The following is a 24,745-nucleotide window of genomic DNA, read 5'->3' as shown; positions in this document are numbered from 1 at the left end:
AAATACTATAGTATCGGATTTATAACGACTTATGAAATAAGCTCCTATTTCATTGATGTGTTTAAAAGAACTTGGCACAAAATAACCCAAATCAGATATTAGTAAATCGTTGTTCGATATATTGCTTAAATGGCTTCTATAACCCTGATCTGACCTTATTCCTTCAGTTATATTAAGCTGGTCTAATGTCTGGTTTAGGTAGTCAAAAACTAATTGTAACTTTATTCCAGACTTAGTATTGCTTTCATAACCACTGTAGCTGGTACCATAACCTTTATACATGTCTTCCATACTGTTAGGTAAGCTAATGTAGCTGCTGTCTAATAATTTAACACCTCCAAAGTGCTTCAAGATTCTGCAATCAACTTGTAAGGTATTTTTAAGTAACGTTAAAGATTCATTATACATTCTTTTCATAAATTCCACTGCTTCCTTGGTAAATCTAAAGTCCAGACCTTGTTTTGTTATATTTATCGAGTCTTCATTCAATAATTGACACACTGTCTCTATACTACAATTATCAACCCCTATATTATCCAAAACGATGGCTTTTATGAACGACGAGCCTTTTAGCTTCCTCTTTCTTTTTATGAACCCTGTTGTAGCTGAGATTTTATCTGCTTTTTCATTAAAAAATTCTTTGAGCTTTTTTGAGATGCAAACTATTCTTTTCATTGTATAAGTTCTCCGTTTTCTTTGTTAGATTTAAGAGAACTTATATCTTTTCTTTCTCTTCCTTACACTAAGTTTATTACCACAGTTCCTTAACTTGACGCGTATGGTTTATTTAACACTCCCGACAAGTTCTAATCATTAATGTTATACACGTTCTTTTCTTTTTCTATTCTCTCTTGTTCTTCAATACAATACATAGCAAGCGGATTAGCTTTAAGTCTTTCGACTCCTATTTCTTCTCCCGTTCCATCGCAGTAACCATAAATGCCTAATTTTATTTTTTCCAACGCCTCCTTAATTTTTTCTTTTCTATCTTTTCGGCGCTTAATTAATTCTCCATTTTCACTATCAGAATAAATACTACTATCTTCTAGATCTTGTTTCTCCAGTTCAGAGAGTATTGATTTTAACTTTAAGCTAAAGTATTCCAGTTGTTTTACGTTCATATATTCTTCATTTTCTGAAGGAAAGTAATCTTCCGGTAACTTTATTTTTATTAATTTTTCCATAGCATTATCAATAAAATATATTAAAACTTATATAACTTATAAACAAAAAAAAATTATACTACCCTCAAAGTAAACACTATAATTTATAATAAACATTTAAAATCCTGGTATGATTAGTTCGGTAAAAAAATTAGTAATAAATGATAATAATCTTACTTATATAGTATGTATTTTTATTATAATGTTAAGTTTATCTTCATATACACTTGAAAACAACAGTAAACAAGAAGTTATATTAACATTAACATGGATATGTGCTACATTTGTTTTGCAGATCTCTACAAATAATTTATTTACATCTGATTATCATGATGGAATATTAGAGCAAATCTTTGTACAGCCACTCTCTTCTAGGCTGATAGTTGCTTATAAAATCTTCGCTCACTGGTTGTTATTTGGGTTACCGATTTCAGTGATTTCTTTCATGTTCAGCTTTGCAATTCTAGGCAATAATATTGAACATTCAATAGCAGTTGGAGTGTCTTTATTATTTAATACGCTGATAATCATTAATATTTCAGCTACTGGAAATGCATTGATGATTGGTCGAAATAACTTAGCATCAGGAGTGTCGCAAATTCTTGCTTTGCCAATGATAATGCCAACTTTTGTATATTTCAAATTGCTAACTCAATTTGAAAATTTATCCTTGAATATTTATACACTACTAATCACCATCTTAGTTTTTGTCATTTTAATTGTTAACAGCACTATAACTACTCACATAGCATTAAAATTTGCTGTGGAGCAGGATTGAAAAAACTTACTAGTTATTTACTTGTATCTGCTTAGTTAAGGGTGTTAACTTAAGTAGAGATGGAGACATTAGACTTCTTGCATGAATTGAAGAGTTACAGAGTGTGAAACCATTATTGGATTTCAGACTGGCTGATTATGCAAGAAATCTAATATCTATCGAAGAGTCAGAAACTTTTATAACTTACCTTTAATCAACCTAACCCATGCGTACCAATCTCTCTCACCAAGATTGCTTTCGAAAGACAGAAGATCCTTTACGGCTTTTGAGCAAATTTCTTCACTTGGAATTGACAACTCCCTATTCATTGCTAGCGTCAGGCATTGAGTTTTACAAGATTGTTCTAAGTGATACGTATAAAACATTGCTTCTTGTATAGTCTGACCACATGTTATAGATCCATGATTGCGCATTAACATCACAAAATTTTCTTTCAAATCAGCTATTAATCTTTTTCCTTCTGTATCATCAAGTGCCAGGGAATTATAATCATGGTAATACCAAAATCCATTACTGACGGAACAAATAAGAAACATTACAAACTCGTTTAATAGTAGTACTGGAAATATTGACAATAAAATTACACAAAACATCTTCAAGTAAACCTATGGTATCGTAGATACTATTGCGTAAAGTATTGTATTTGATATATTGCCACAACCTTTCAACAGGATTCAGTTCCGGTGAATAAGGAGGCAAGTATATGATGGTAATGTTTTCCTGAATTTTCAAACTTTTTGATCTATGCCAACTTGCACAATCCATTACAAGAAAGGCTTCTTTCGTGCCTAAATCTTTCGACATCTGCTCCAGAAATATATTCATACAATCAGTGTTTACATATGGAGCAAGTAGGCTGATTTTCTTACCACTTCTTGGATTTACCGCACTTTAGATATAGAAATTTTGTCTACCAATTTTCATTTTAACCTGCGTTCTGAACCCTTTTAAACCATCCGTGTCCGATTTTTGAATGAGTCCCAAATCGTGATTCATCAAAAAAAACACCTCCCTTTTAGGGTGGAAATTGACTATTTTATTGAAGTACCTTTTAAACTCTTCTTGCTTGTTTTTATCTTGTTTATGGTGCATTGGCCTCGGTGTTATGTAAGAAAATTTCATCCTTTGTATCTCACGGTGCACTGTTGATTTGCTGATGTTTAGGGCAAATTCCTCTGAGATTTTTATTTGTACTTCCTTAATAGTAATATTTGGATTTCTTTCTACCCATATTTCAATTTGCTCACGTTGATTTTTGTTTAATTTGCTTTTTCTTCTCCGCTGAAACGGGGCAAATAATTTTTCTACTCTACCAAATTTTAGATGCTTTATCCATTCAGTCAAAGCAGTCCTTGAAATTTTACATATTCTTGCCACAGCGCTTATACTACTTTCTTTTCCTGCTATCACCGCTTGTAACTTTTTTGAAACATATGCGTTATTTCTTACCTTTTTTAACATTTCTTTCGCTAAATTTACAACTCTTTCGTCTAATAGTTTTGACCTTAATGCCATTTATACCTCGCTATTTCACTTACTCTAGTATGACTTTTTCCCCATTATTCTCTATCTGTTCTTTCTATAGCGGGAATTGGTATAAGATAACTTATTATAAAAGTGCAGTGCCCACTGACTTATTGGGAGTAATCCATCCTTGAGAGAAGAAACTGCTACAATAGAAGGTGTATGTAGATGAAAAATTGCTTGAATATCTTTCCTTGCTTGATAAATGAAGACATGGATTACATAGCCAGTTTTATTATATTGATATTCTTTGCCTTCAATTATATTCCCATCAAACGATACTTTCATCAATGAACTTTCATCTACTTCATAAAAACGTATACCAAACGGATAAACATAAAATGACTTTTTATCTTCAGAACGTACAGAGAGATGAGTATACGTATGATCATCTCATTTAAGATAAGATAAAATCTGATAGGCGTTAACTAGGTCTCTTTTCAACTCACTATTTGTTAATAACATAGCTCTTGACTAAAATTTTCTAAGGATTTATACGTGAAAAAAAGTTTATTATAAACTAAAAAGTGAACCTACTTTAAAATAATAAGCACTTTTACTTGCCTTAGGTGATTAGAGTTTACATTTCTAGATTGCATAATATTTTAACTATAAAAACTGCTTTTTATGTAATATTTCATATGTTTTAAAGCCTTGTTTTTATGTTATTATAATTATAGGTTTTAATATTAAGAGTAATATGGTAAATATTGACATAAAAAAACAGCTAACAAAATTTTTCATATATATCACTGGTCTTCCAGGAAGTGGTAAACTTTCTACAGCAATAGTATTATCTAGTATGATAAATGCACTAATTGTAAGTGGATTTGAATATAATCAAACTTCCAAAGAAGTTCAAAATAGAATATATAACATTGTGCAGGTTATGCTTCAGGCAGTAGAAGCCTATCCAATTGATTCAAAAAATTATATATTTCTTGATGACTTAATGAAAAATAATAATGACAACATAACAATATATAACTCAATAGTAGAACTTAGTAAAAAAATGAGCACAAAAATCCTTCCCATAGTACTTAGGTGCAATCCATTGATATTACAAGAGCGTACTATATTAAAAAAGCAAAGAAAAAATAGGAAGGTTACCAATATAAATAGTATTAAATTTAGAGCGGAAAATTTATTTGTGCCACCAAATGCTATAGAGATAGAAAATTCAAATATGAGTATAAAAGAAGTAGCAGAAGAAATAGTAAGTCAGATGTACAAACTTGGCCAAATTAATAGTGTTTACGCAATAGGCAACGATTTCATATACTGAGGCTCATTTAAATATAGAGCCTCAACACCATTTAATTTTTGTTTATTTTTTAGTCTATAACGGACTAATAGCCCTGCATGGCTAGCATTTAACTCTGGTAAACTGCAATCCATATATGTAATGCAGTCCGTTTCAGGCTGGAGTTCACTTACTAAAGCAGGATTTGATAGCGGTAACAAATTGAAATCAAATAACTGTGTATAAAACTTTTGATCATCTTCGATTATAGCTTTAATATTTTTTTTGCTATTTGCACAAAGTAGCGATATTGCATATGCTTGAGCTTCCAGCTCACTAACCCCATATAACGGCTTATTTGTAGCAAGATTTATACCTTGTGCAGTTGATATACCAACTCTGATTCCAGTAAAACTTCCTGGTCCAACTATCACTGCTAAATGGTCTATTTTATCGTAGCTGTAATTATGCTTATCAAACAAAGTATTCAGTATTTGAAAAAATGATTCTGCATGACTATTGTTTGCAGAATTGCGTTCTACAAAACAATTACCATCGTAATCAATTACTGCTATTGAACTACCAGCACCTACAGTATTAATTGCTAGAATGGACATCACTTAAGCTTATCATAGAGCTTTGTAAACATCATAGTGAACGCACCGTTACCCATAACATTTGCTGAAGTTATTATTGGGTCAAATACTATATACAATGCTGTAATTAATGAAAGCATCTCTGGAGAGAATTTAAGATACTTCTCAAGAACAGGCAACATTACCATAATTCCTCCCGCTGGAACTGCAACAATAGCAAATTTAAATAACAGAAAGTAGAGAAGGAAAGTCACATAGTCTGTTGCAGACAATGCACCACCAAAAGTCATTATCATTGATAGTATTATAATAAAAAAGCAATCACCTACCAAATGAAAGCTAGCAGTTATTGGCACAACAGACGATGCTATATCATGCTGCTTTACATTTTTTTTGCTTCCTTCAAGAGTAAGCGGCATAGCTGCATTACTAGACATTGTGCTCATTGCAGTAATAAATGCTGGTATCATATTACCTATACTAGCTATCCAGCTTGTGATCTTGAACGAATTTGCTGCTCCATATAAGAGAAAAACATAAAGGTAAGTTGCAGATGATATAATAATAAAAATTATTGAGTAATCCTTAAATATTATGGGTAAAACCTGATCATGTTCCATTTTTAAAGCAAGACCAAGTACAAACATTGGAATAATTGGCGTCAAAAATGTCTTCAAAATAAAGAGAGTTAAATCTAACATTTTGTTCGAGAGCTCTTTGCTTTTTTTTGGTAATATTGTGGACACTAATATGCTTAACACAAATCCACAAGCAAGGGCACAAAAATTAGAAAGCAATGCAGGTATCCTAAATGACCATAAAGGAACAATTGTTTCTTCATATGTTATATCTTGTATTGAATAAGTGTTTTGTGTGATGAAATGCCCAACAGAATAAGCTATTAAACTTGAAGCTAGATTCGACAAGAAAATCGTTATAATAAGTAACAATATAAACTTTATAGCCGACTGCTTAAGATTGTTAACACTACTAAAGATTAATGCAAAAACAATAAAAGGCATTATAAATAGTAAGATCTCTTTTATACTAAGGCTTATTGAATACAAGAAGGTTTTCACTTCCATTGGAACTAGATGACCAAAAAATACAACCGAAGTGATAACAGCAAGTAAGGTTAGTAATTGTAACATATTCTAATATAGCGATATCCTATGTAAATACATATGATAAATTAGCTGCTAAGTAAAGTAAAACTGCCTAAAATATTTGCATTACCTTCTAGTACTTGAATGAGATTTCAAGTTACAACGTTTCCACAAAGTATATAATTAACATCCACACCTTTGGTCAAGTTCCATTCACGCTTTATTACATTATATTCCATACCAGCCATGTTTTGCAGTATTACGTTGTTTTCCCTTAGATGATTTGCAATTTCTGATGGCTTGAGAAATTTATTCCAATTATGTGTGCCTTTTGGCAGCCAGTTTAATATGTACTCTGCGCCGACTATTGCAAGACAGAAGGATTTAATAGTTCTATTTATCGTCGATATAAAAATTAGCCCTTCTGGCTTCAACAGCTCTATTGCTTTTTTCATGAAAAACTCTAAATTATCGACATGTTCAACCACTTCCATCAACAAAACCACGTCACACTTCTTGTCATTGCTTAGCTCTTCAATGCTAGTGTGTGTGTATTCTATATTTAACCCTACTTTCTTCGCATGCGACTGTGCCACTTTTATGTTTTCCTCACATACATCTATTCCTGCAACGCTAATACCAATACGAGCCATTGACTCTGACAAAATGCCACCACCACAACCAACATCGAGCAATGATAGTTCTTTTAAATCGCATTTTTTTAATTCTTTTATTTTCTCAATGATGTATGATACTCTCACAGGATTCATCATGTGCAATGGCTTGAATTTGCCATTCTCATTCCACCATTCACCTGCTATTTTAGCGAATTTTGATATTTCATCTTCGTTATAAGTTTTTGTGGTTTTTTTCTTGCTAATATTGCTAAGTTTATCAAGGCGTTCTTTATGTCTACTTTCTTTTGAAAATTCTGTTTCGAGGAATTGTTTGACTATGTCTTTTGCTAATCCACTCGCAGTAAACCCTGCACCAAGACAAAGTATATTCGCGTTGCCATGCTCGCGAGCTAATTTTGCGATCTCAACACTATTACATAAAGCAGCATAGATTCCTTCAAAACGATTTGCCACGGTACTCATGCCCAAACCTGTACCACAAATTAATATTCCATAATTTGCTTTTTTGTTTGTTATATCTTCTACAACTTCAGCAGCATAGTCAGGGTAGTCTACACTCTTTTGTTCAGCAGTGCAGCCATGGTCTATCACTGTATAATCTAAAGTTTCCAAGTAAGCCTTTATTTCTGATTTTAGTTCATAACCTGCGTGGTCTGAAGCAACTGATATCACATCTGACATATAAGAAATTGCAACTTAAGGGTATTTATATGGGTAATTTATTTTGAGCTTTTTGTCAAGCTCTCCTGATCTTTCTCAATAAATTTAGAGTCAGATATGCATAAATTCTATATAATTTTTATCCTACCACTACTAATTCGGTAAAATGGATCATATAGATATTATAAAGTCAAAATTATTGTTGTCCGACATAGTAGGAAAAAAAGTTAGGTTAATAAAAAGAGGAGATAGTTTTGTTGGACTCTGCCCATTTCATAACGAAAAAACTCCATCTTTTTCGGTCAGCAATATTAAGGGTTTATATTATTGTTTCGGTTGCTCAGCTCATGGTGATGTGTTTGAATTTATTTCACAAACTGAAGACTTAAGTTTTAAGGAAGCGTTGGAAAAATTGGCATCTGTTGCAGGTGTTGAGTTACCCAAAAACCTCAGCTTTGCTAAAGAAAATGACAAACTGTTTTCAGCACTGAATTTAGCTGCAAGTTGGTTCGCGCAGAAAAATCGAGGTGTTATGGCTTATTTAAGGCAGCGCAAGATCTCACTCAAAATCATAGATAAATTTAAGATAGGTTATGCACCAAGTTCTGGCTTGAAGGAATATTTGAACTCCTCTGGTATTAAAGACGAGATTTTGATCGATGTTGGGTTAATAAATAAGAATTCTCGTGATTATTTCTATGATCGGCTGATATTTCCTATACACAACATCACGGGCAAAGTTATTGGTTTTGGCGGACGTGCGCTGAACTCTGAGCAACAGCCGAAGTATTTAAACAGCCCAGAGAATCAGCTCTTTAAGAAAAGAGAAAATTTATATGGATTAAACTTTGCTTTGAGTGAAATACGCAAAAAACAGCATCTATTTGTTGTTGAAGGATATATGGATGTAATAGCACTACATCAAGCGGGAATTAGCAATACAGTTGCTCCGCTTGGTACCGCAATTTCTGCAGAGCAGATAAAAAATCTATGGAAATTTGCTAAAGAAATTTCCATCTGTATGGATGGCGATAGTGCCGGACGTCATGCTGCTATTCGAATTGCAGAACTTGTTCTACCGATACTGGAGCCTGGATACACATTGAAGTTCGTGACTTTGCCAAACAATAAGGACCCATACGATATATGCAATGAGCTAGAATATAAGACAGAAGAAGTACTCTCTGCTTTTAACCACTCAACAGAACTGCACTCTGAATATTTATGGCATCACATAATTGGTAGCAATTTGCAAAATTATGAAAAATTTGCTCCGGAAAAATATTCAATTCTTGAGCACAAGTTCATGAAATATGTCAATGCTATCGGTAACAGCAGTATTAGAAGGTATTATAGAGATTATTTTTACAATAAGGTCAGTGAATTAAGAAGAAACTTTAAAAAGCTGATTTTTAATAGCAAAGCAACAAAAGGTGAGTATCTTTACAATAAATCTCCAGAGCTAATTGAAGCAGAGCAAAATCAGGCCATAATTTTGCGTATAGCCGTAGAATTTCCTGAAATCTTGAACCGTCCTATATTTTTTGAGCAATTTTCTCATTTCGAATTTACTAATGAGATGAAAAAATTACAACAGTGCGTAATTAATATGGTAACTAGTAAGAGCAACTTTAATAAAGAAATTCTACTACAGGAGTCTAGTGTTATAAAGTTTATATTTGAAAAAACTAGCGTACTAAATAGTCAATTAAGTGAGAAGAGATCGGCAGAAACTGTCTGGAATAACATAGTATTACGGAAAGAATTAAATGTATTACAAGAAGAAAAAATTAAAGCAAGGCTGGGCGGTAATTTTGACTTAGAGGAAAGGCTAATAGAACAAATAAAGCAAATAGAGGATAGTATACAAGAAATGCAAATGGAATTTATTCAAAAGTAGATGGCTTAAGATGTTCAAAATTATTAGAAAAACACTGTATTAGTAGTTGCTTAAAATAGCTTATTCTAGTATATTTCTGGTTTGTTCAACTACGATAAGTGTTTTCATTTCTTCCTCTCATTATCTTTCTAGCTTTATACCTTGGAAGTGGTATTTATTTTTCTTTTATCGGACTTGGCAATCCTCTTCATCAAATTTCACCGTTAGTTTGCTTATTACCAGCATTATTTTTTGCTGTTCTATTCAATAAAAACAAAATTCAGCATAGTATTGATACACTTATAAAAGGTATGGGGAATAAAACTACTCTTACCGTGTGTTTGATTTTTCTCCTTGCTGGGGCATTTTCTACTGTTACTCAATCGCTTGGTAGTATAAATGTTATTGCTAGCTTAACTATTTGCTTTCTTCCAGCACAATTATTACTTCCTGGAATGTTTTTAATTTCTGCGTTTATTGCAAGTGCAATAGGCACATCAATCGGAGTTATTGCACTTATAACACCAATAGCTGTGAATCTAGCACAAAATGGAGCTTTTGATTGTGCGGTGGGCGTTGGAGCTGTGATAGGTGGGTCTATGTTTGGCAGCAACCTTTCAATGATATCTGACACTACTATTGCTGCTACTTCTTCACAAGGAGCTTCAGTAAAGGATAAACTAAAACTAACCCTAAAGACAGGATCTGTTACAGGTCTTATAATACTTACTTATCTAGTAATGATTTCAAATAGCACAGAAGTTGTTTCTCTCTCAAGTCTGAATTATTTATCCATAGTCAAAATTATCCCTTATATATCTTTAATAATTATGGGTTTATTTGAAATAAACACACTGGTAACATTAGCTGTTAATATGGTTGTTGCTGGAATATTAGGAATAGCTTTTTTTGATTATTCTATTATTGATTATTCTCATGATATATGTAGGGGTTTTAATAAGATGAATGAGGTAATGATATTTATTCTTTTCAGTAGTGGATTAAGCCACTTAATGTACGAATACAGTCAGAAAAATATAGATAAATTCACCGATGAGGTGAATCTCACAAGAAGTCAAGCTGAACTTATGATTGCAGGAATATCATCTTTGTTTACTATTTTAGTTTCCAGCAATATTGTTGCTATTTTATTAACTAGTAATATTGCGAAAAGACTTGCACAAAGATATAACATTGCACCACACCGTAGTGCGTATTTATTAGAAATATTTACTGCGATCACAAAAAGTATCTTACCTTATGGTTCTCAAATATTGCTAGCAAGCAGCATTGCCTCTCTTTCACCTATTGCTGTACTGACAAAAGTATATTATTGTTTTGTTTTTGCAGCAGTTGCAATAAGTGAAATAGTTATTAATGGTAGACGTCATGTGGTTGTAGCTCCTCAATTACCATAAACAACTCTTCTGTAGCTTTGTGCAAATTATGCTAACTGATTATGCTGTAAAGTTGAGCCATATTCATATATAAATTAATCTGTTGTTGCTGCAATCATATACCATTGTAATAGTCCTGCAAATTTATTGAAAGATAGCAATGCTGAAGTTGCAATTAATCAAATGGCATTAGTAAAATTATAACTTAAGATCAGAAGAAATGGCAGATCAAGTTTAATAATGTTAATTCAGTAATATATTTAGTAAAATCTAAAACTAAGAAAATTCTATACTTGCAACTCTGTGAGATGCTGGTGGTATCTATCTTATACCAAAATCCATTACTGACGGAACAAATAAGAAACATTACAAACTCGTTTAATAGTAGTACTGGAAATATTGACAATAGAATTACACAAAACATCTTCAAGTAAACCTATGGTATCGTAGATACTATTGCGTAAAGTATTGTATTTGATATATTGCCACAACCTTTCAACAGGATTCAGTTCCGGTGAATAAGGAGGCAAGTATATGATGGTAATGTTTTCCTGAATTTTCAAACTTTTTGATCTATGCCAACTTGCACAATCCATTACAAGAAAGGCTTCTTTCGTGCCTAAATCTTTCGACATCTGCTCCAGAAATATATTCATACAATCAGTGTTTACATATGGAGCAAGTAGGCTGATTTTCTTACCACTTCTTGGATTTACCGCACTTTAGATATAGAAATTTTGTCTACCAATTTTCATTTTAACCTGCGTTCTGACCCCTTTTTAAACCATCCGTGTCCGATTTTTGAATGAGTCCCAAATCGTGATTCATCAAAAACACCTCCCTTTTAGGGTGGAAATTGACTATTTTATTGAAGTATCTTTTAAACTCTTCTTGCTTGTTTTTATCTTGTTTATGGTCCATTGGCCTCGGTGTTATGTAAGAAAATTTCATCCTTTGTATCTCACGGTGCACTGTTGATTTGCTGATGTTTAGGCAAATTCCTCTGAGATTTTTATTTGTACTTCCTTAATAGTAATATTTGGATTTCTTTCTACCCATATTTCAATTTGCTCACGTTGATTTTTGTTTAATTTGCTTTTTCTTCTCCGCTGAAACGGGGCAAATAATTTTTCTACTCTACCAAATTTTAGATGCTTTATCCATTCAGTCAAAGCAGTCCTTGAAATTTTACATATTCTTGCCACAGCGCTTATACTACTTTCTTTTCCTGCTATCACCGCTTGTAACTTTTTTGAAACATATGCGTTATTTCTTACCTTTTTTAACATTTCTTTCGCTAAATTTACAACTCTTTCGTCTAATAGTTTTGACCTTAATGCCATTTATACCTCGCTATTTCACTTACTCTAGTATGACTTTTTCCCCATTATTCTCTATCTGTTCTTTCTATAGCGGGAATTGGTGTAACTTTCTTGATAGGAATATAGATGACAAGAGATAGGCAATGGAATTACAAAGAGTTTGCAAATATTAGTTATTATTTGTAGAATATAGAGAAATTAGTAGAGATTTTAATAGTATGCCATCCGTTACTTTTATTTTACCTGATGGAAGTAAGAAAAGTTATGAAGCTGCAGAGGGAGAAACTCTTCTTAATTTAGCCCATAGAAGTGATCCAGATCTGCTTGAAGGTGCATGTGAAGGTTCTCTTGCTTGCTCTACATGCCATGTGATTGTTGATCCAAAATTTTATGATGTTGTAGAAACACATAATCCTATATCTGATGAGGAAAATGACATGCTGGATCTAGCTTTCGGTTTAACAGAGACATCGAGGCTTGGATGCCAAATAAAAATCACAAAAGATATTGACGGTTTGTGCGTAACCTTGCCCAGAGGTACAAGAAATATATCATTAGATAAATAAGAGGATAATGCGTAAAATTTTTATCTATATTCTCATCTCCTTACCTTTGTTTATTCCTCTAGCGTATAGTGGTTTTTGGTATTTTTCTGCATTTAAGTTAAAAAGTCTTTTAACTGATTACATTAATGACGAAAAAGTTGATATTTCACATGATTTTAAGGGATTTCCTTTTAACCTAGTTTTTCGTGTAACGAATCCAAAATTTTCTAATGAGCAATTAACTGTTTCATCTGAAGCTTTAGTGATAAAAAACAGATTATTTGATAAGTCAGTATATATCTATATACCAAGCAATAAAGTAAACATTGCTGTCCGTAGTGATGAGAAAAAGAATATAAAGTGTCACACACACGTGAGTAGCCACTTTGTTGTTAAACTAAATGATTTACTATCTTCATTAAAATTCAACACAAATAGCACTGTAATAGACTATATAGATACATTTCGTTACGAAGATTATGGATTAAAATGTGATGTTTTAGAAAATCAGCAAAGTGTTATAACTGAAGTGAATGATAAAAGTAATTACATTCAATTTCACTTTGATAAAGAACTGAATGAAAATACTAAACTAGAATTTGATTTTTATACTTACCGTTATAAACATACTGCAAGTCCTGAAAATTACCTTAGTGTCGACGCTAAATTAGATTATGAATTTGTAAACCATATTTCAGCTTCTAAGATTAATTTCAACATAGAAAAATTTTTGATTGAGAGTAATAACTTTTCTATTGCTGCGAATGGTGGAGTAAGTAATTACAATTTAGTTACATCTTCATTTGAAGATAAAATCAATGTAGCCATATCAAATTATAAAGAATTAATTTCGTTTATGACTAATGATTCAAAGACTGCAGATAAATTGGAAAAATCAATATCTTCCTTATCAGAAAAAATCACTGATAACGACATTCAATTTTCAATAAAGTACGACAATAATGTAGGTTCAGGCTTTATTGGAAAATTATCCACTACTGATTTTATCACTCAATTCACCAGGAATGAGAATAGTAATTAGCTTACTTTTTACATTGATATTCCATTTAAGCATAAATGCTTTTACTTTGGATGATAAACTAAGAGACGAAAGCATGGAAGAGCGAGCAAGTAGCTTATTTGCAGTAATAAAGTGTCCAGTATGCTCTGGTGAATTATTATCCGAATCTGAGTCTCAAGTTGCATATGGTATGCGTAAGACAATTCGCAAGAAGATCAGTGATGGATATACTAACGAGCAAATAGTTTCAGAGTTAAAAAATTCTTATGGAGATTCAATTATCATTGTACCACCTGTAAAATCTAGTACCTACATTTTATGGTTTATTCCTTTTATAATTCTTCTTATTGGATGTTTTTTAATACGAAAATCAGTTCAGAAAATAGATAAGGTAGTAAAAAGATAACTATAGAGTAAAAGTGAGTTTACAACAAATGCAAGTAGCTATAGTATTTCCCAAAGCAAATGATAAAGGTATAACAAAGTATTTGAGTTATAATGGCATATAGTGTGGATTTAAGGGAAAAGGCAGTATTGATGATAGAAAAAGGGAAGACAAAGGTTGAGATAGCAGAGCTCATGGAGATAGGAATAGCAACTCTGTACCGCTGGTTAAAAAAGAAAGCTGATGGTGAAAGCTTAAAGCCATCTAAAAACGGTAGCTTTATTCGAAAAATAGACCCAAAAATACTCGAAGAATATGTTACAAAGAATCCAGATCATACTCTGGCAGAGATGAAACAAAATCTTGGATTTGGAATAAATTCAATTTGGTATAGACTAAAACAGCTAAAAATTACTTTAAAAAAAAGTCACACTATATCAAGAGCGCAATCAAGAAGATAGGCAGCAATTTATTGATAAAATCTCAAAAATAGAACATTCCAGCATCTTATATATAGATGAAGCAGGAGTTGATAATAAGTTATACCGAGAATATGGACGTGCTCCAAGAGGAAAGAAAATTTATGCAGATGTTCCAGGGAGAACTCGAGAGAGAATCAGTATAGTAGCCGGGTGGATTGGAATGAGATTTATTGCACCAATGACTTTCAAAGGTGGGTGTGAAAAAGAGGTATTCAATATATTGTTGGAGAAGATGTTATTACCTAAATTGCCACTTGGCACAACCATAGTTATGGATAATGCTACATTTCATAAGACCACTAAAACAAAATCATTAATAGAGTCTTTTGGCTTTCATGTGCTGTATCTTCCAACATATTCACCAGATTTGAATCCCATAGAACACTGTTGGCATACCATCAAAAGCCGCCTCAGACCTCTAATGTATAAATGTACAGACTTACAACTTTTGGTTGGTAATACCATAATGGAAATTTATCCATTCATTTTAGAAAATACTATAGCTCACATAATACTCTGTATGGCTTTCCTCTCAGCTTATCAATCCTTATATTACTCTTATATAATTTGAACAATAATTCAATTTGCCATCTTATTCGGTAAACTACTAGTATTTGCTCAGCATTAATCTTACTTTTTGGAACATTAGTTATAAATATTGACCAATTTAGTAACTTTTGGTTCCTTTGAGAAGATGTGTATCCATGTGATCTTGCTAACCTATTAGCCTTTCTTCTTCTAGCCACAGCTTGTTCTTCAGTTAGTTTTTTAAATATAATTCTTACTTTAACCCTTGTCTCTTTTCCTAACAATACCTCCTGTTCTAGAAAAGATCGATCTCCCAAATGTTCTAGTAAATCTATTTTTTGACCTGTCTCTATATCATATATGTTAGTATCGGATTTATAACGACTTATGAAATAAGCTCCTATTTCATTGATGTGTTTAAAAGAACTTGGCACAAAATAACCCAAATCAGATATTAGTAAATCGTTGTTCGATATATTGCTTAAATGGCTTCTATAACCCTGATCTGACCTTATTCCTTCAGTTATATTAAGCTGGTCTAATGTCTGGTTTAGGTAGTCAAAAACTAATTGTAACTTTATTCCAGACTTAGTATTGCTTTCATAACCACTGTAGCTGGTACCATAACCTTTATACATGTCTTCCATACTGTTAGGTAATCTAATGTAGCTGCTGTCTAATAATTTAACACCTCCAAAGTGCTTCAAGATTCTGCAATCAACTTGTAAGGTATTTTTAAGTAACGTTAAAGATTCATTATACATTCTTTTCATAAATTCCACTGCTTCCTTGGTAAATCTAAAGTCCAGACCTTGTTTTGTTATATTTATCGAGTCTTCATTCAATAATTGACACACTGTCTCTATACTACAATTATCAACCCCTATATTATCCAAAACGATGGCTTTTATGAACGACGAGCCTTTTAGCTTCCTCTTTCTTTTTATGAACCCTGTTGTAGCTGAGATTTTATCTGCTTTTTCATTAAAAAATTCTTTGAGCTTTTTTGAGATGCAAACTATTCTTTTCATTGTATAAGTTCTCCGTTTTCTTTGTTAGATTTAAGAGAACTTATATCTTTTCTTTCTCTTCCTTACACTAAGTTTATTACCACAGTTCCTTAACTTGACGCGTATGGTTTATTTAACACTTCCAATAAAAAAATATCAAAGTCATAATATTATATCACGAACCTTTTCCAAGACTTTTTTCATATTTTCGCTTGAAAGTGGAATTAAGCCAAGCCTAGATAAATATCCACCTTCAGTACTAATAGAGTCTACAACTTCTCTAATGAATTCCCTTAATCCATCAACAGTATCTAAGTGTTCTTTCTTTATATAAAGATATAAAGGCCTTGCTAACATATACTCCCCCGATGATATATTTTTATAAGTTGGCTCAATTCCTGCGATTGTGCTTCCTTGAATCTCATCTTGGTTTTTCGCTAAAAAGCTGAAGCTAAATATTCCTAAAGCATTTTTATTGCTCTTCAATTTTTGTATTATTATGTTTTCATTAATTCCAACTTCTATATATCTTCCATCATCTCTGATATTACTACATGCTTTCTTTCTTTTTTCTTGTTCTTGATAATTCTCTTTGAAAATCCTTGAGTTCATACATGAATATTGATCAAGCATAATAAAATTAATCAAAGTTTCATGTGTACCTGTATTTTGATGTGGGCCATAGATTTTAATTTCTGTTTTTGGTAGAGCTTGATTTACATCAGACCAAAATTTCTTGTTATTCTTTACTAATCTATCATTGTCTTCAGAATATGAAGATAAAGTTTCAAACAGGTCGTTTTTTGTAAAATCAAATCTATGGCTTTGATTTGAATTTGCAATAACAATTCCATCATAGCCAATTATGATCTCTATTACTTCATTCACTTTATTTCTTTTACATAATTCTCTCTCTACTTCCTTCATAGGGCGAGATGAAGTAGTGATATCTGGTGTGCCTTCCCCTATTCCTGAACAAAACATTTTGAACCCTGATCCACTTCCTATCGATTCTACAACTGGAGTTTTAAAGGAAAATATACGGCTGAATTCTTCAGATATAAATGAGATAAAAGGAAAAACAGTTGAAGATCCAACAATTCTGATATATCTTCTGGCATCAACATTTGAAAGTGGGATGAGTAATACAAATGCAAAAATAAGGAAAAGGCGTTTCAGCATCATTTTCGCTCAAGAGTGTAAACTTAATTATCGTAATAAAAAATCAAACTGAAAAGCTTTTTTTCTAGATTTCAAAAGGTATAACGATCAAATGTGTGCGTAATGATGAGATCTGAATCATAGCATTCATACAACTGTATCTATATCGAATCCTCTTATTTTTTTCAATACTGAAAAATTCTTTCATATTAACTTAATGATGCAATATATCCTTTTCTTTAATAGATAAGTCATCATCGACTTTTTTTACATTATCATCAGTAATGTTTTGTATTTCCTTTTTGGCAACATGAAAATCATCTTCTGAGATTTCCTTATTTTTCTTCATTTCCTCTATTTCTTCCATAACATCTCTGCGTATATTTCTAATTGCAACTCGTGCATTTTCAGAAAATTGATGCAATAATTTCACTAATTTTTCACGAGTTTCTTGTGTTAAGTCTGGAAGAACTATACGTATAGTATTTCCTTCAACAACAGGATTTAAATTCAGGTTAGCATTGATTATCGCATTTTTTACTTCACCGATAACATTAGCATCCCAAACTTTAACTGATAGAGTTTTGTTATCTATAGCTGAAACTCCTGCAACTTGGTTCAGTTTTTGATGTCCACCATAGATATTTACAACTATACCATCAAGTAATGATGCGTTAGCTCTACCAGTACGTACACCTTTCATATCATCGTGAAAAGACTGAATAGTTTTTAGCATTCTTTCTTTTGTTTTAGCTTTTATTTCGTTTAACATAAATTACCTAATGTTTACAATCTGAAACTATAGTATAAGTGCCTTGACCCTTAATAATATCAACCATTTTTTCTCTTTTTAAAGAAAAAACTACAATTGGGATAGAATTCTCACGAGCAAGTGAAATTGCTGATGCATCCATAACTTTTAAATCACGAGTTAGCAGATCTGTATAAGAAAGCCTATCATACATCACAGCATTCTCATTTTTTTTTGGATCGGCAGAATATACACCACTTACTTGAGTACCTTTTAAAATAACATCACAATTCATTTCAACAGCACGTAAAGCTGCAGCTGTATCTGTAGTAAAAAATGGGTTACCTGTGCCTGCTGCAAAAATGACTACTCTACCTTTCTCTAAATGATGAATAGCCTTCCTTCTTATATAAGGCTCACATATAGTAGTCATGGGTATAGCAGACAACACCCTAGAGACTATAGAGCTTTTTTCTAAAAAATTTTGCAAAATTAAAGCATTAATGACAGTACCAAGTATTCCAATATAATCACTGCTTGCTCTTTCACAGCCACTTAAAGATGCTGATGCACCACGAAAAATATTCCCACCACCAACAACAATACAAACTTGAACTCCGAGATTACAAACTTCAACTATGTCTTTGGATAGTTTATCTATAACTTCCATATCATGGCCAAATAGCTTTGATCCCATCAAAGCCTCCCCAGAGATTTTGAATAACACTCTGGGGTACTTTAATTCTGAAGTTTTGTTACTTATTTGCACCATCCAAAGTAAGTAACTTATAATTAGCTAATTTAACAGCACTTGATTCTATAAAATCAGCAATCTTCATTTTATCATCTTTTATAAACTTCTGCTCTAGCAGAACAACTTCTTCATAGTATTTAGCCATTCGTCCATCCACTATTTTTTTCGCTACCTCTTCAGGTTTATTTAAGCTCTTTACTTGCTCCTCAATTATAGAACGCTCATTGTTTAATTTTTCTTGATCTAAATCATCTATAGATAAAGCTTCAGGTTTCATAGCAACTACATGCATAGCTATTTGCTTTCCAATCTCTTGTTTATCACCAGATGATTGCAATGCTACTAAAGCACCAATCTTACCTAAGCCATGCATATTACCATGTACATAGCCAGCAATAATCCCATCCTTAGTCTCTAGGTAGCAAAGATTGCTTAACTCTAACTTCTCACCAAGAACCGATGTACCACTCATAATAGCTTGCTGCACTGTACCAACATCTTCATATTTGGCATTTTTTAACTCATCAAGACTAGTACAACGTTCTTGACAAGCAATTGATGCTAAATTTGAAACTAATGCTATGAACTTCTCATTTCTAGCAACAAAATCAGTTTCACAATTGACTTTAACCAATACACCATAATTTTTAGCCAAGAACATAGCAATAAGCCCATCCGAAGCTACTCTATCAGACTTTTTGTCAGCTTTAGCAAATCCTATTGTACGTAACCTATCAACGGCTTTCTTAATATCACCATCACACTCTTCTAACGCTTTCTTACAATCGCTTAAGCCAAGCCCTGTTCTATCGCGTAATTCCCTTATACTACTTGAATCCATCTTCATTTACTTACTACTACCTCCTTTGCTGTTTCAACCTTAATACGCTTCTTTTTAGTTTGCACAATATCCTCTTCTTTTTCTTGAATAAGCTCATCATCCTTAACTCTAGACCTTGTCAAACTAGACTCTATTCCAGCTAATATAGAATCAGCAACTAATTTACAATAGAGCTCTATTGATTTTCTTGAATCATCATTTCCTGGTATAGGATAGGCAATACCATCTGGGTCAGAATTGGTATCAAGCACTCCAACTACAGGAATACCCAGTTTTTTAGCCTCTTTAACCGCTATATGCTCTTTGTTAGTATCAATAATAAATAAAATATCAGGAACTGCTCCCATTTCTCTAATTCCACCCAATTCTTTATCAAGCTTTTTTCTTTTCTTTTCAATGTTTCCTAATTCTTTTTTTGTTAAGATTCTATCTTTATCATTGGATATTTTCTCATATTGTATCAAAGTTTTTATCGAAAAAGAAACAGTGTTCCAATTAGTAAGCATACCACCAAGCCATCGATCATTTACATAATACTGACCACAACGAACTGCTTCACTTGCAACAATATCTAAAGCTTGAAATTTCGTACCAACAAATAAAATGCGGCCATCTTGAGATGCAACATCGTATAAAGCTTTCATCGCCGCCTCTAACAATGGTAATGTTTTTCGCAAGTCTATTATGTGTATACGATTCTGTTGATGTATACCATATATATATGGGGCCATTTTCGCATTCCAGCGACTAACTTTATGGCCAAAATGCACACCAGATTCAGCTAAATCACGTATAGTAACTTTAGGCAAATTTGTCATATTTACTCCTCCAAATAGTTTATCCTCCATGGCATAACCCTAACGGGACTACTTGCATAAGCCATGTGTGAAATTAAGTTATTTACATGGTAATAAAAAAGACAAAAAAGCGCAAACAAAAAATATTGACAAGTGGCAACACGTTGATTAGCTTTAAGGTTGCAAACGTTAAAAAGCAATGGGGGGTGTAGCTCAGTCGGTTAGAGCGCATGCCTGTCACGCATGAGGTCGTGAGTTCAAGTCTCATCACTCCCGCCATTACAGCAGAAACACCTTAAAATTCTTTAAGTTTCTTATTAATTTTAATTAATTTCTTTCAGAGACTTGACATGATATTGTAATTGCTGCTTAATCTATTTAATTTTATTAATAATTGGGATTAAATATGTTCATTTCTGAGGTTTTTGCGGCAGATGCGACTAATAATGTATCAGCATCTGTTGCTAACTTTATTCCACTCATTTTAATATTTGTAGTATTTTATTTTCTCATTATTCGCCCCAATCACAAAAAACTAAAAGAACATAAAAGGATGATAGATCAAATAAAACGTGGTGATACGGTTATAACTTCTAGTGGAATAATAGGTGAAGTAAACAAAGTTGACGAAGTAAATGCACAACTAATACTAGAAATAGCACCAAAAATTGAAATAACAATCCTAAAGTCTGCTATATCTGAAATCTTAAATAAAGAAATTCAAAAGCCAGTAGCTAAATCTATTGAAAAAAGCAAAGTTGAAAAGAATGGCAAGAAAAATAAACTAGAGGAAAGTAAAAAAGACAAAAATGCTTCATAATTTAAGAAGTGTGTGGAATATTAGGTATAGTAAGTAGCGGTGATTCAGTAATAACAACTTTACTAACCGCGTTGCAAAAATTGGAATACAGAGGCTATGACTCTTCAGGTATAGCAATTATAAATAATAGAGGTAAGATAGAAGTAAAAAAATCAGAAGGTAAAGTTGAAAGATTGTGTGAAGTTGTTCATGAGAGCAAGATATCTAGTAGCAAAGTTGGTATAGCACATACTCGTTGGGCTACACATGGAGCTCCAAATCTTAAAAATGCTCATCCCATTTATATAAATAATGTTGTTGTTGCTCATAATGGCATAATTGAAAATTACAATATATTAAAAAAGGATCTGGAGGAAAAGGGAGTATCTTTTCATACCGACACTGATACAGAAGTAATACCAAACATATTAACTGCATATCTTAATGAAGGATTGTCACCAGTTGATTCTATATTACAGTGTCTAAACAATTTACAAGGTTCACTTGCTTTGGCTCTATTATTTGCAGAATATCCAGATACTTTATTTGTTGCAAAAAGAAATTTGCCTTTAGCAATAGGATATAACTGTAATAAAGTGTTTGCTGCTTCTGATACTAATACTTTGAATTCATTTGTAGAAAAAATATTGCATTTAGAAGATAATGATATTGCAGTAATAAAATCTAACGAATTCAGTATATATAATAATGGTATAAAAGTTAAACGCAGAACAGAAAATAGCAGTCCAAGAAATTTTCTAATTAGTAAAAATGGTTACCCTAGCTTTATGCTAAAAGAAATTTTTGAGCAACCGTATGCATTAAACAAAACAATAAATCAATTTTATAAACAATATAAAGAAATCAACAAAGAATTATTTTCTGAACTAGGTTACATTACTATAGTTGGATGCGGTTCATCCTATTTTGCTGGACTAATAGCAAAGTGTTGGCTGGAAAGTATTGCTCAAATTCGGGTATATCTAGAAATCTCGTCAGAATTTAGGTATAGCAGCGTCAAGCTCGAAGAAGGTAGTATTGGCTTATTCATTTCTCAATCTGGTGAAACTGCAGATACTATGGAAGCACTACGTTATGCGAGATTGCAGAAACAAATGATCATTAGCATAATTAATACATTTAATAGCAGCATAGAAAAAGCCTCAGATATTGTATTGCATACTCTTGCTGGACCTGAGATTGGTGTTGCTTCGACAAAAACCTTTTCTACGCAGCTTGCAATTTTAGCATGCTTTGCTGTAGAGCTTGGAAAAATAAAAGGTATACTGGGTAGAGAGAGGATAAAGGAACTAAGCGGTGCTATTAATTCCATTCCCGAACATGTAGAGCATGTTTTGAATGTGATGGAAATACAACATATATCAGGCAGTATATTAGAGCACAATAATATAATTATAATTGGGAGAGGAAGCTCATATGGAGTTGCAATGGAAGGTGCATTGAAGATAAAAGAGCTTTCATATATCAACACAATTGGTATTGCAGCGGGAGAAATGAAGCACGGTTCTATCGCCTTGATAGACTCTACTGTACTTGTTATCGCAATTATTCCTTACGATAATTTATTCTTTAAAACGCTATCCAATATACAAGAGATTATTGCAAGAAAAGGTAAAGTAATTGCCTTTAGTGATAAGCAAGGAGCACCGCTCTTAAAGGAAATTTGCATAGATGTGGTGCAACTTCCAGAAGTTGATAATTTTGTTTCTCCAATTATCTACAGTGTTGCTATGCAATTTCTTGCTTATTCTATTGCAGAAAAAAAAGGGTTAGATGTAGATTGTCCGAGAAATTTAGCTAAATCCGTCACAGTTGAGTAACTTATTTAAAGTGAGTTGCTAATTAACAGCTCTAATTGTCAGTTATAAATTACTGAATTTTACTAATAAATTCATTAGCCCTCTGCGAAAGAATATGTAACTAATGTAAGGATGAGAGAGGCTAAAATCCACGCCTCAAATTAACAAGATTTGCCATTATGGTTACCAGACACAACTTAATCTAGCAAGCAAGAATTAACTATAGTATTTTCTAAAATGAATGGATAAATTTCCATTATGGTATTACCAACCAAAAGTTGTAAGTCTGTACATTTATACATTAGAGGTCTGAGGCGGCTTTTGATGGTATGCCAACAGTGTTCTATGGGATTCAAATCTGGTGAATATGTTGGAAGATACAGCACATGAAAGCCAAAAGACTCTATTAATGATTTTGTTTTAGTGGTCTTATGAAATGTAGCATTATCCATAACTATGGTTGTGCCAAGTGGCAATTTAGGTAATAACATCTTCTCCAACAATATATTGAATACCTCTTTTTCACACCCACCTTTGAAAGTCATTGGTGCAATAAATCTCATTCCAATCCACCCGGCTACTATACTGATTCTCTCTCGAGTTCTCCCTGGAATATCTGCATAAATTTTCTTTCCTCTTGGAGCACGTCCATATTCTCGGTATAACTTATTATCAACTCCTGCTTCATCTATATATAAGATGCTGGAATGTTCTATTTTGAGATTTTATCAATAAATTGCTGCCTATCTTCTTGATTGCGCTCTTGATATAGTGTGACTTTTTTTTAAAGTAATTTTTAGCTGTTTTAGTCTATACCAAATTGAATTTATTCCAAATCCAAGATTTTGTTTCATCTCTGCCAGAGTATGATCTGGATTCTTTGTAACATATTCTTCGAGTATTTTTGGGTCTATTTTTCGAATAAAGCTACCGTTTTTAGATGGCTTTAAGCTTTCACCAGCAGCTTTCTTTTTTAACCAGCGGTACAGAGTTGCTATTCCTATCTCCATGAGCTCTGCTATCTCAACCTTTGTCTTCCCTTTTTCTATCATCAATACTGCCTTTTCCCTTAAATCCACACTATATGCCATTATAACTCAAATACTTTGTTATACCTTTATCATTTGCTTTGGGAAATACTATAACAGAAAAATTGAAAACTAATATCAGTCTCTTATGTAATTCTACTAATATTTTTCTAAAAGCAATATGTTTTCTATTCAGGAAAGTCTACATCGCCATAACAATATTTACTAGAATTAGGTCTTGTCTCATTGTAAAAACACAACCAATGATCAACGTCTATCTGAAGATCTTCTAATGAATTGTAGATTGTTTTACAAAAAAAGAGGAGTAAATGAGAGTTCAGTAACTTGATTATAGAGTTTGTACTGCCTTTCCATATTTGAAGCAAGTTGTTATTCTATCTCAAACCGTAGCACAAAGTAAATATGGCAATTTACACTAAAATTTTCTGTTTATGATTTATATTATGTAAAGATACTATTTGACCTTGAGCTTTAAAGATATTATGTAATAGCATTA

The 24,745-nt window shown here is 32.4% G+C and carries 24 protein-coding genes, 1 tRNA gene and 7 pseudogenes; 14 read left to right on the top strand and 18 right to left on the bottom strand.

Annotation, left to right across the window (positions count from 1 at the left end; translation table 11 throughout):
• Together M3L71_RS03685 and M3L71_RS03680 are read right to left on the bottom strand one after the other, a co-directional pair.
• A pseudogene (locus M3L71_RS03685) lies at positions 1–675 on the bottom strand (IS4 family transposase); the annotation flags it as partial.
• Between the two features lie 131 nt (positions 676–806).
• On the bottom strand, positions 807–1,184 hold the full coding sequence (locus M3L71_RS03680) for a TraR/DksA family transcriptional regulator (protein WP_280144025.1): 378 nt from the start codon (positions 1,182–1,184) through the stop codon (positions 807–809).
• A gap of 109 nt (positions 1,185–1,293) precedes the next feature.
• Here M3L71_RS03680 and M3L71_RS03675 point away from each other — a divergent pair, with 109 nt between their 5' ends.
• Complete coding sequence (locus M3L71_RS03675; protein ID WP_280144024.1) at positions 1,294–1,941, top strand: heme exporter protein CcmB; 648 nt, start codon at positions 1,294–1,296, stop codon at positions 1,939–1,941.
• Positions 1,942–2,117: 176 nt separating this feature from the next.
• Here M3L71_RS03675 and M3L71_RS03670 read toward each other — a convergent pair.
• Together M3L71_RS03670 and M3L71_RS03665 are read right to left on the bottom strand one after the other, a co-directional pair.
• Positions 2,118–2,438, bottom strand: a pseudogene (locus M3L71_RS03670) (class II aldolase/adducin family protein); the annotation flags it as partial.
• A gap of 13 nt (positions 2,439–2,451) precedes the next feature.
• Positions 2,452–3,456, bottom strand: a pseudogene (locus M3L71_RS03665) (IS630 family transposase).
• On the opposite strand from M3L71_RS03665, the gene M3L71_RS03660 reads away from it, so the two are divergent.
• Positions 3,450–3,599 (top strand): hypothetical protein, encoded by a 150-nt coding sequence (locus tag M3L71_RS03660; protein WP_280144200.1) that lies wholly within the window; start codon positions 3,450–3,452, stop codon positions 3,597–3,599. The pseudogene M3L71_RS03665 and the gene M3L71_RS03660 sit on opposite strands and share 7 nt — an antisense overlap.
• Here M3L71_RS03660 and M3L71_RS03655 read toward each other — a convergent pair.
• Positions 3,538–3,930, bottom strand: a pseudogene (locus M3L71_RS03655) (class II aldolase/adducin family protein); the annotation flags it as partial. The gene M3L71_RS03660 and the pseudogene M3L71_RS03655 overlap by 62 nt on opposite strands.
• Positions 3,931–4,165: 235 nt before the next feature.
• On the opposite strand from M3L71_RS03655, the gene M3L71_RS03650 reads away from it, so the two are divergent.
• Positions 4,166–4,750 carry an AAA family ATPase gene (locus M3L71_RS03650; protein WP_264377893.1) on the top strand — a complete coding sequence of 195 codons (585 nt, stop codon included), beginning with the start codon at positions 4,166–4,168 and terminating at the stop codon, positions 4,748–4,750.
• On the opposite strand, the gene tsaB is transcribed toward M3L71_RS03650, so the two are convergent.
• From tsaB to ubiG, 3 genes are all read right to left on the bottom strand, one after another.
• Complete coding sequence (gene tsaB / locus M3L71_RS03645) at positions 4,720–5,325, bottom strand: tRNA (adenosine(37)-N6)-threonylcarbamoyltransferase complex dimerization subunit type 1 TsaB (protein ID WP_280144023.1); 606 nt, start codon at positions 5,323–5,325, stop codon at positions 4,720–4,722. The two genes, M3L71_RS03650 and tsaB, sit on opposite strands and share 31 nt — an antisense overlap.
• A complete protein-coding gene (locus tag M3L71_RS03640) occupies positions 5,325–6,455 on the bottom strand; it encodes a cation:dicarboxylate symporter family transporter (protein WP_280144022.1) in 1,131 nt (376 codons plus the stop codon). The genes tsaB and M3L71_RS03640 overlap by 1 nt, the downstream gene beginning before the upstream one ends.
• 107 nt (positions 6,456–6,562) lie before the next feature.
• Positions 6,563–7,729, bottom strand: a complete 1,167-nt coding sequence (gene ubiG / locus M3L71_RS03635; RefSeq protein WP_280144021.1) for a bifunctional 2-polyprenyl-6-hydroxyphenol methylase/3-demethylubiquinol 3-O-methyltransferase UbiG — start codon at positions 7,727–7,729, stop codon at positions 6,563–6,565.
• Positions 7,730–7,874: 145 nt separating this feature from the next.
• On the opposite strand from ubiG, the gene dnaG reads away from it, so the two are divergent.
• Complete coding sequence (dnaG, locus tag M3L71_RS03630; RefSeq protein WP_280144020.1) at positions 7,875–9,608, top strand: DNA primase; 1,734 nt, start codon at positions 7,875–7,877, stop codon at positions 9,606–9,608.
• A 98-nt stretch (positions 9,609–9,706) separates the two neighbouring features.
• Positions 9,707–11,005 (top strand): Na+/H+ antiporter NhaC family protein, encoded by a 1,299-nt coding sequence (locus M3L71_RS03625; protein WP_280144019.1) that lies wholly within the window; start codon positions 9,707–9,709, stop codon positions 11,003–11,005.
• Between the two features lie 320 nt (positions 11,006–11,325).
• Here the strand turns inward: M3L71_RS03625 and M3L71_RS03620 are convergent.
• Positions 11,326–12,327, bottom strand: a pseudogene (locus M3L71_RS03620) (IS630 family transposase).
• Here M3L71_RS03620 and M3L71_RS03615 point away from each other — a divergent pair.
• From M3L71_RS03615 to M3L71_RS03590, 6 genes are all read left to right on the top strand, one after another.
• A complete protein-coding gene (locus M3L71_RS03615) occupies positions 12,321–12,446 on the top strand; it encodes a hypothetical protein (protein ID WP_280144018.1) in 126 nt (41 codons plus the stop codon). The pseudogene M3L71_RS03620 and the gene M3L71_RS03615 overlap by 7 nt on opposite strands.
• 78 nt (positions 12,447–12,524) lie before the next feature.
• The gene (locus M3L71_RS03610) at positions 12,525–12,872 is read left to right on the top strand and encodes a ferredoxin family 2Fe-2S iron-sulfur cluster binding protein (protein ID WP_280144017.1); all 348 of its coding nucleotides are present in this window, start codon (positions 12,525–12,527) and stop codon (positions 12,870–12,872) included.
• A 7-nt stretch (positions 12,873–12,879) separates the two neighbouring features.
• Positions 12,880–13,893, top strand: a complete 1,014-nt coding sequence (locus M3L71_RS03605) for a hypothetical protein (protein ID WP_349292711.1) — start codon at positions 12,880–12,882, stop codon at positions 13,891–13,893.
• Positions 13,877–14,278 (top strand): cytochrome c-type biogenesis protein, encoded by a 402-nt coding sequence (locus M3L71_RS03600; RefSeq protein ID WP_010401557.1) that lies wholly within the window; start codon positions 13,877–13,879, stop codon positions 14,276–14,278. The genes M3L71_RS03605 and M3L71_RS03600 overlap by 17 nt, the downstream gene beginning before the upstream one ends.
• A 92-nt stretch (positions 14,279–14,370) precedes the next feature.
• A complete protein-coding gene (locus M3L71_RS03595) occupies positions 14,371–14,718 on the top strand; it encodes an IS630 transposase-related protein (protein WP_280143264.1) in 348 nt (115 codons plus the stop codon).
• A gap of 10 nt (positions 14,719–14,728) precedes the next feature.
• Entirely contained in the window at positions 14,729–15,310 is a 582-nt protein-coding gene (locus tag M3L71_RS03590; protein ID WP_349292733.1) for an IS630 family transposase, read from the top strand.
• Here M3L71_RS03590 and M3L71_RS03585 read toward each other — a convergent pair.
• From M3L71_RS03585 to rpsB, 6 genes and pseudogenes are all read right to left on the bottom strand, one after another.
• A pseudogene (locus M3L71_RS03585) lies at positions 15,240–16,298 on the bottom strand (IS4 family transposase); the annotation flags it as partial. The gene M3L71_RS03590 and the pseudogene M3L71_RS03585 overlap by 71 nt on opposite strands.
• 141 nt (positions 16,299–16,439) lie before the next feature.
• On the bottom strand, positions 16,440–17,459 hold the full coding sequence (locus M3L71_RS03580; RefSeq protein WP_280144121.1) for a substrate-binding domain-containing protein: 1,020 nt from the start codon (positions 17,457–17,459) through the stop codon (positions 16,440–16,442).
• Positions 17,460–17,652: 193 nt separating this feature from the next.
• Positions 17,653–18,210, bottom strand: coding sequence for a ribosome recycling factor (gene frr / locus M3L71_RS03575; protein WP_280144015.1), 558 nt, complete (start codon positions 18,208–18,210; stop codon positions 17,653–17,655).
• Between the two features lie 7 nt (positions 18,211–18,217).
• Positions 18,218–18,961: a UMP kinase gene (gene pyrH, locus M3L71_RS03570; protein WP_280144014.1), complete on the bottom strand. Its 744-nt coding sequence runs from the start codon at positions 18,959–18,961 to the stop codon at positions 18,218–18,220.
• Positions 18,945–19,790 carry a translation elongation factor Ts gene (tsf, locus tag M3L71_RS03565; RefSeq protein WP_280144013.1) on the bottom strand — a complete coding sequence of 282 codons (846 nt, stop codon included), beginning with the start codon at positions 19,788–19,790 and terminating at the stop codon, positions 18,945–18,947. Before tsf ends, pyrH begins: the two co-directional genes overlap by 17 nt.
• Entirely contained in the window at positions 19,787–20,602 is an 816-nt protein-coding gene (gene rpsB / locus M3L71_RS03560; RefSeq protein WP_280144120.1) for a 30S ribosomal protein S2, read from the bottom strand. The genes tsf and rpsB overlap by 4 nt, the downstream gene beginning before the upstream one ends.
• Before the next feature lie 181 nt (positions 20,603–20,783).
• On the opposite strand from rpsB, the gene M3L71_RS03555 reads away from it, so the two are divergent.
• From M3L71_RS03555 to glmS, 3 genes are all read left to right on the top strand, one after another.
• Positions 20,784–20,860 (top strand) — tRNA-Asp (locus M3L71_RS03555).
• A 127-nt stretch (positions 20,861–20,987) separates the two neighbouring features.
• Positions 20,988–21,401 (top strand): preprotein translocase subunit YajC, encoded by a 414-nt coding sequence (yajC, locus tag M3L71_RS03550; protein ID WP_349292732.1) that lies wholly within the window; start codon positions 20,988–20,990, stop codon positions 21,399–21,401.
• An 8-nt stretch (positions 21,402–21,409) separates the two neighbouring features.
• Positions 21,410–23,221, top strand: coding sequence for a glutamine--fructose-6-phosphate transaminase (isomerizing) (gene glmS, locus M3L71_RS03545; protein WP_280144011.1), 1,812 nt, complete (start codon positions 21,410–21,412; stop codon positions 23,219–23,221).
• A gap of 176 nt (positions 23,222–23,397) precedes the next feature.
• Here glmS and M3L71_RS03540 read toward each other — a convergent pair whose 3' ends face one another.
• The 3 genes and pseudogenes from M3L71_RS03540 to M3L71_RS03530 all read right to left on the bottom strand — a co-directional run.
• The gene (locus M3L71_RS03540) at positions 23,398–23,892 is read right to left on the bottom strand and encodes an IS630 family transposase (protein WP_280144119.1); all 495 of its coding nucleotides are present in this window, start codon (positions 23,890–23,892) and stop codon (positions 23,398–23,400) included.
• A gap of 51 nt (positions 23,893–23,943) precedes the next feature.
• Complete coding sequence (locus M3L71_RS03535; RefSeq protein WP_264336399.1) at positions 23,944–24,291, bottom strand: transposase; 348 nt, start codon at positions 24,289–24,291, stop codon at positions 23,944–23,946.
• Between the two features lie 83 nt (positions 24,292–24,374).
• Positions 24,375–24,551, bottom strand: a pseudogene (locus M3L71_RS03530) (IS481 family transposase); the annotation flags it as partial.
• Positions 24,552–24,745 lie beyond the last annotated feature (194 nt).

Origin of the sequence: Wolbachia endosymbiont of Frankliniella intonsa (assembly GCF_029856955.1) — a bacterium.
Taxonomy (GTDB): domain Bacteria; phylum Pseudomonadota; class Alphaproteobacteria; order Rickettsiales; family Anaplasmataceae; genus Wolbachia.
Note: the sequence above shows the minus strand (reverse complement) of the source record. Positions and strands in the feature narration are given on the sequence as shown.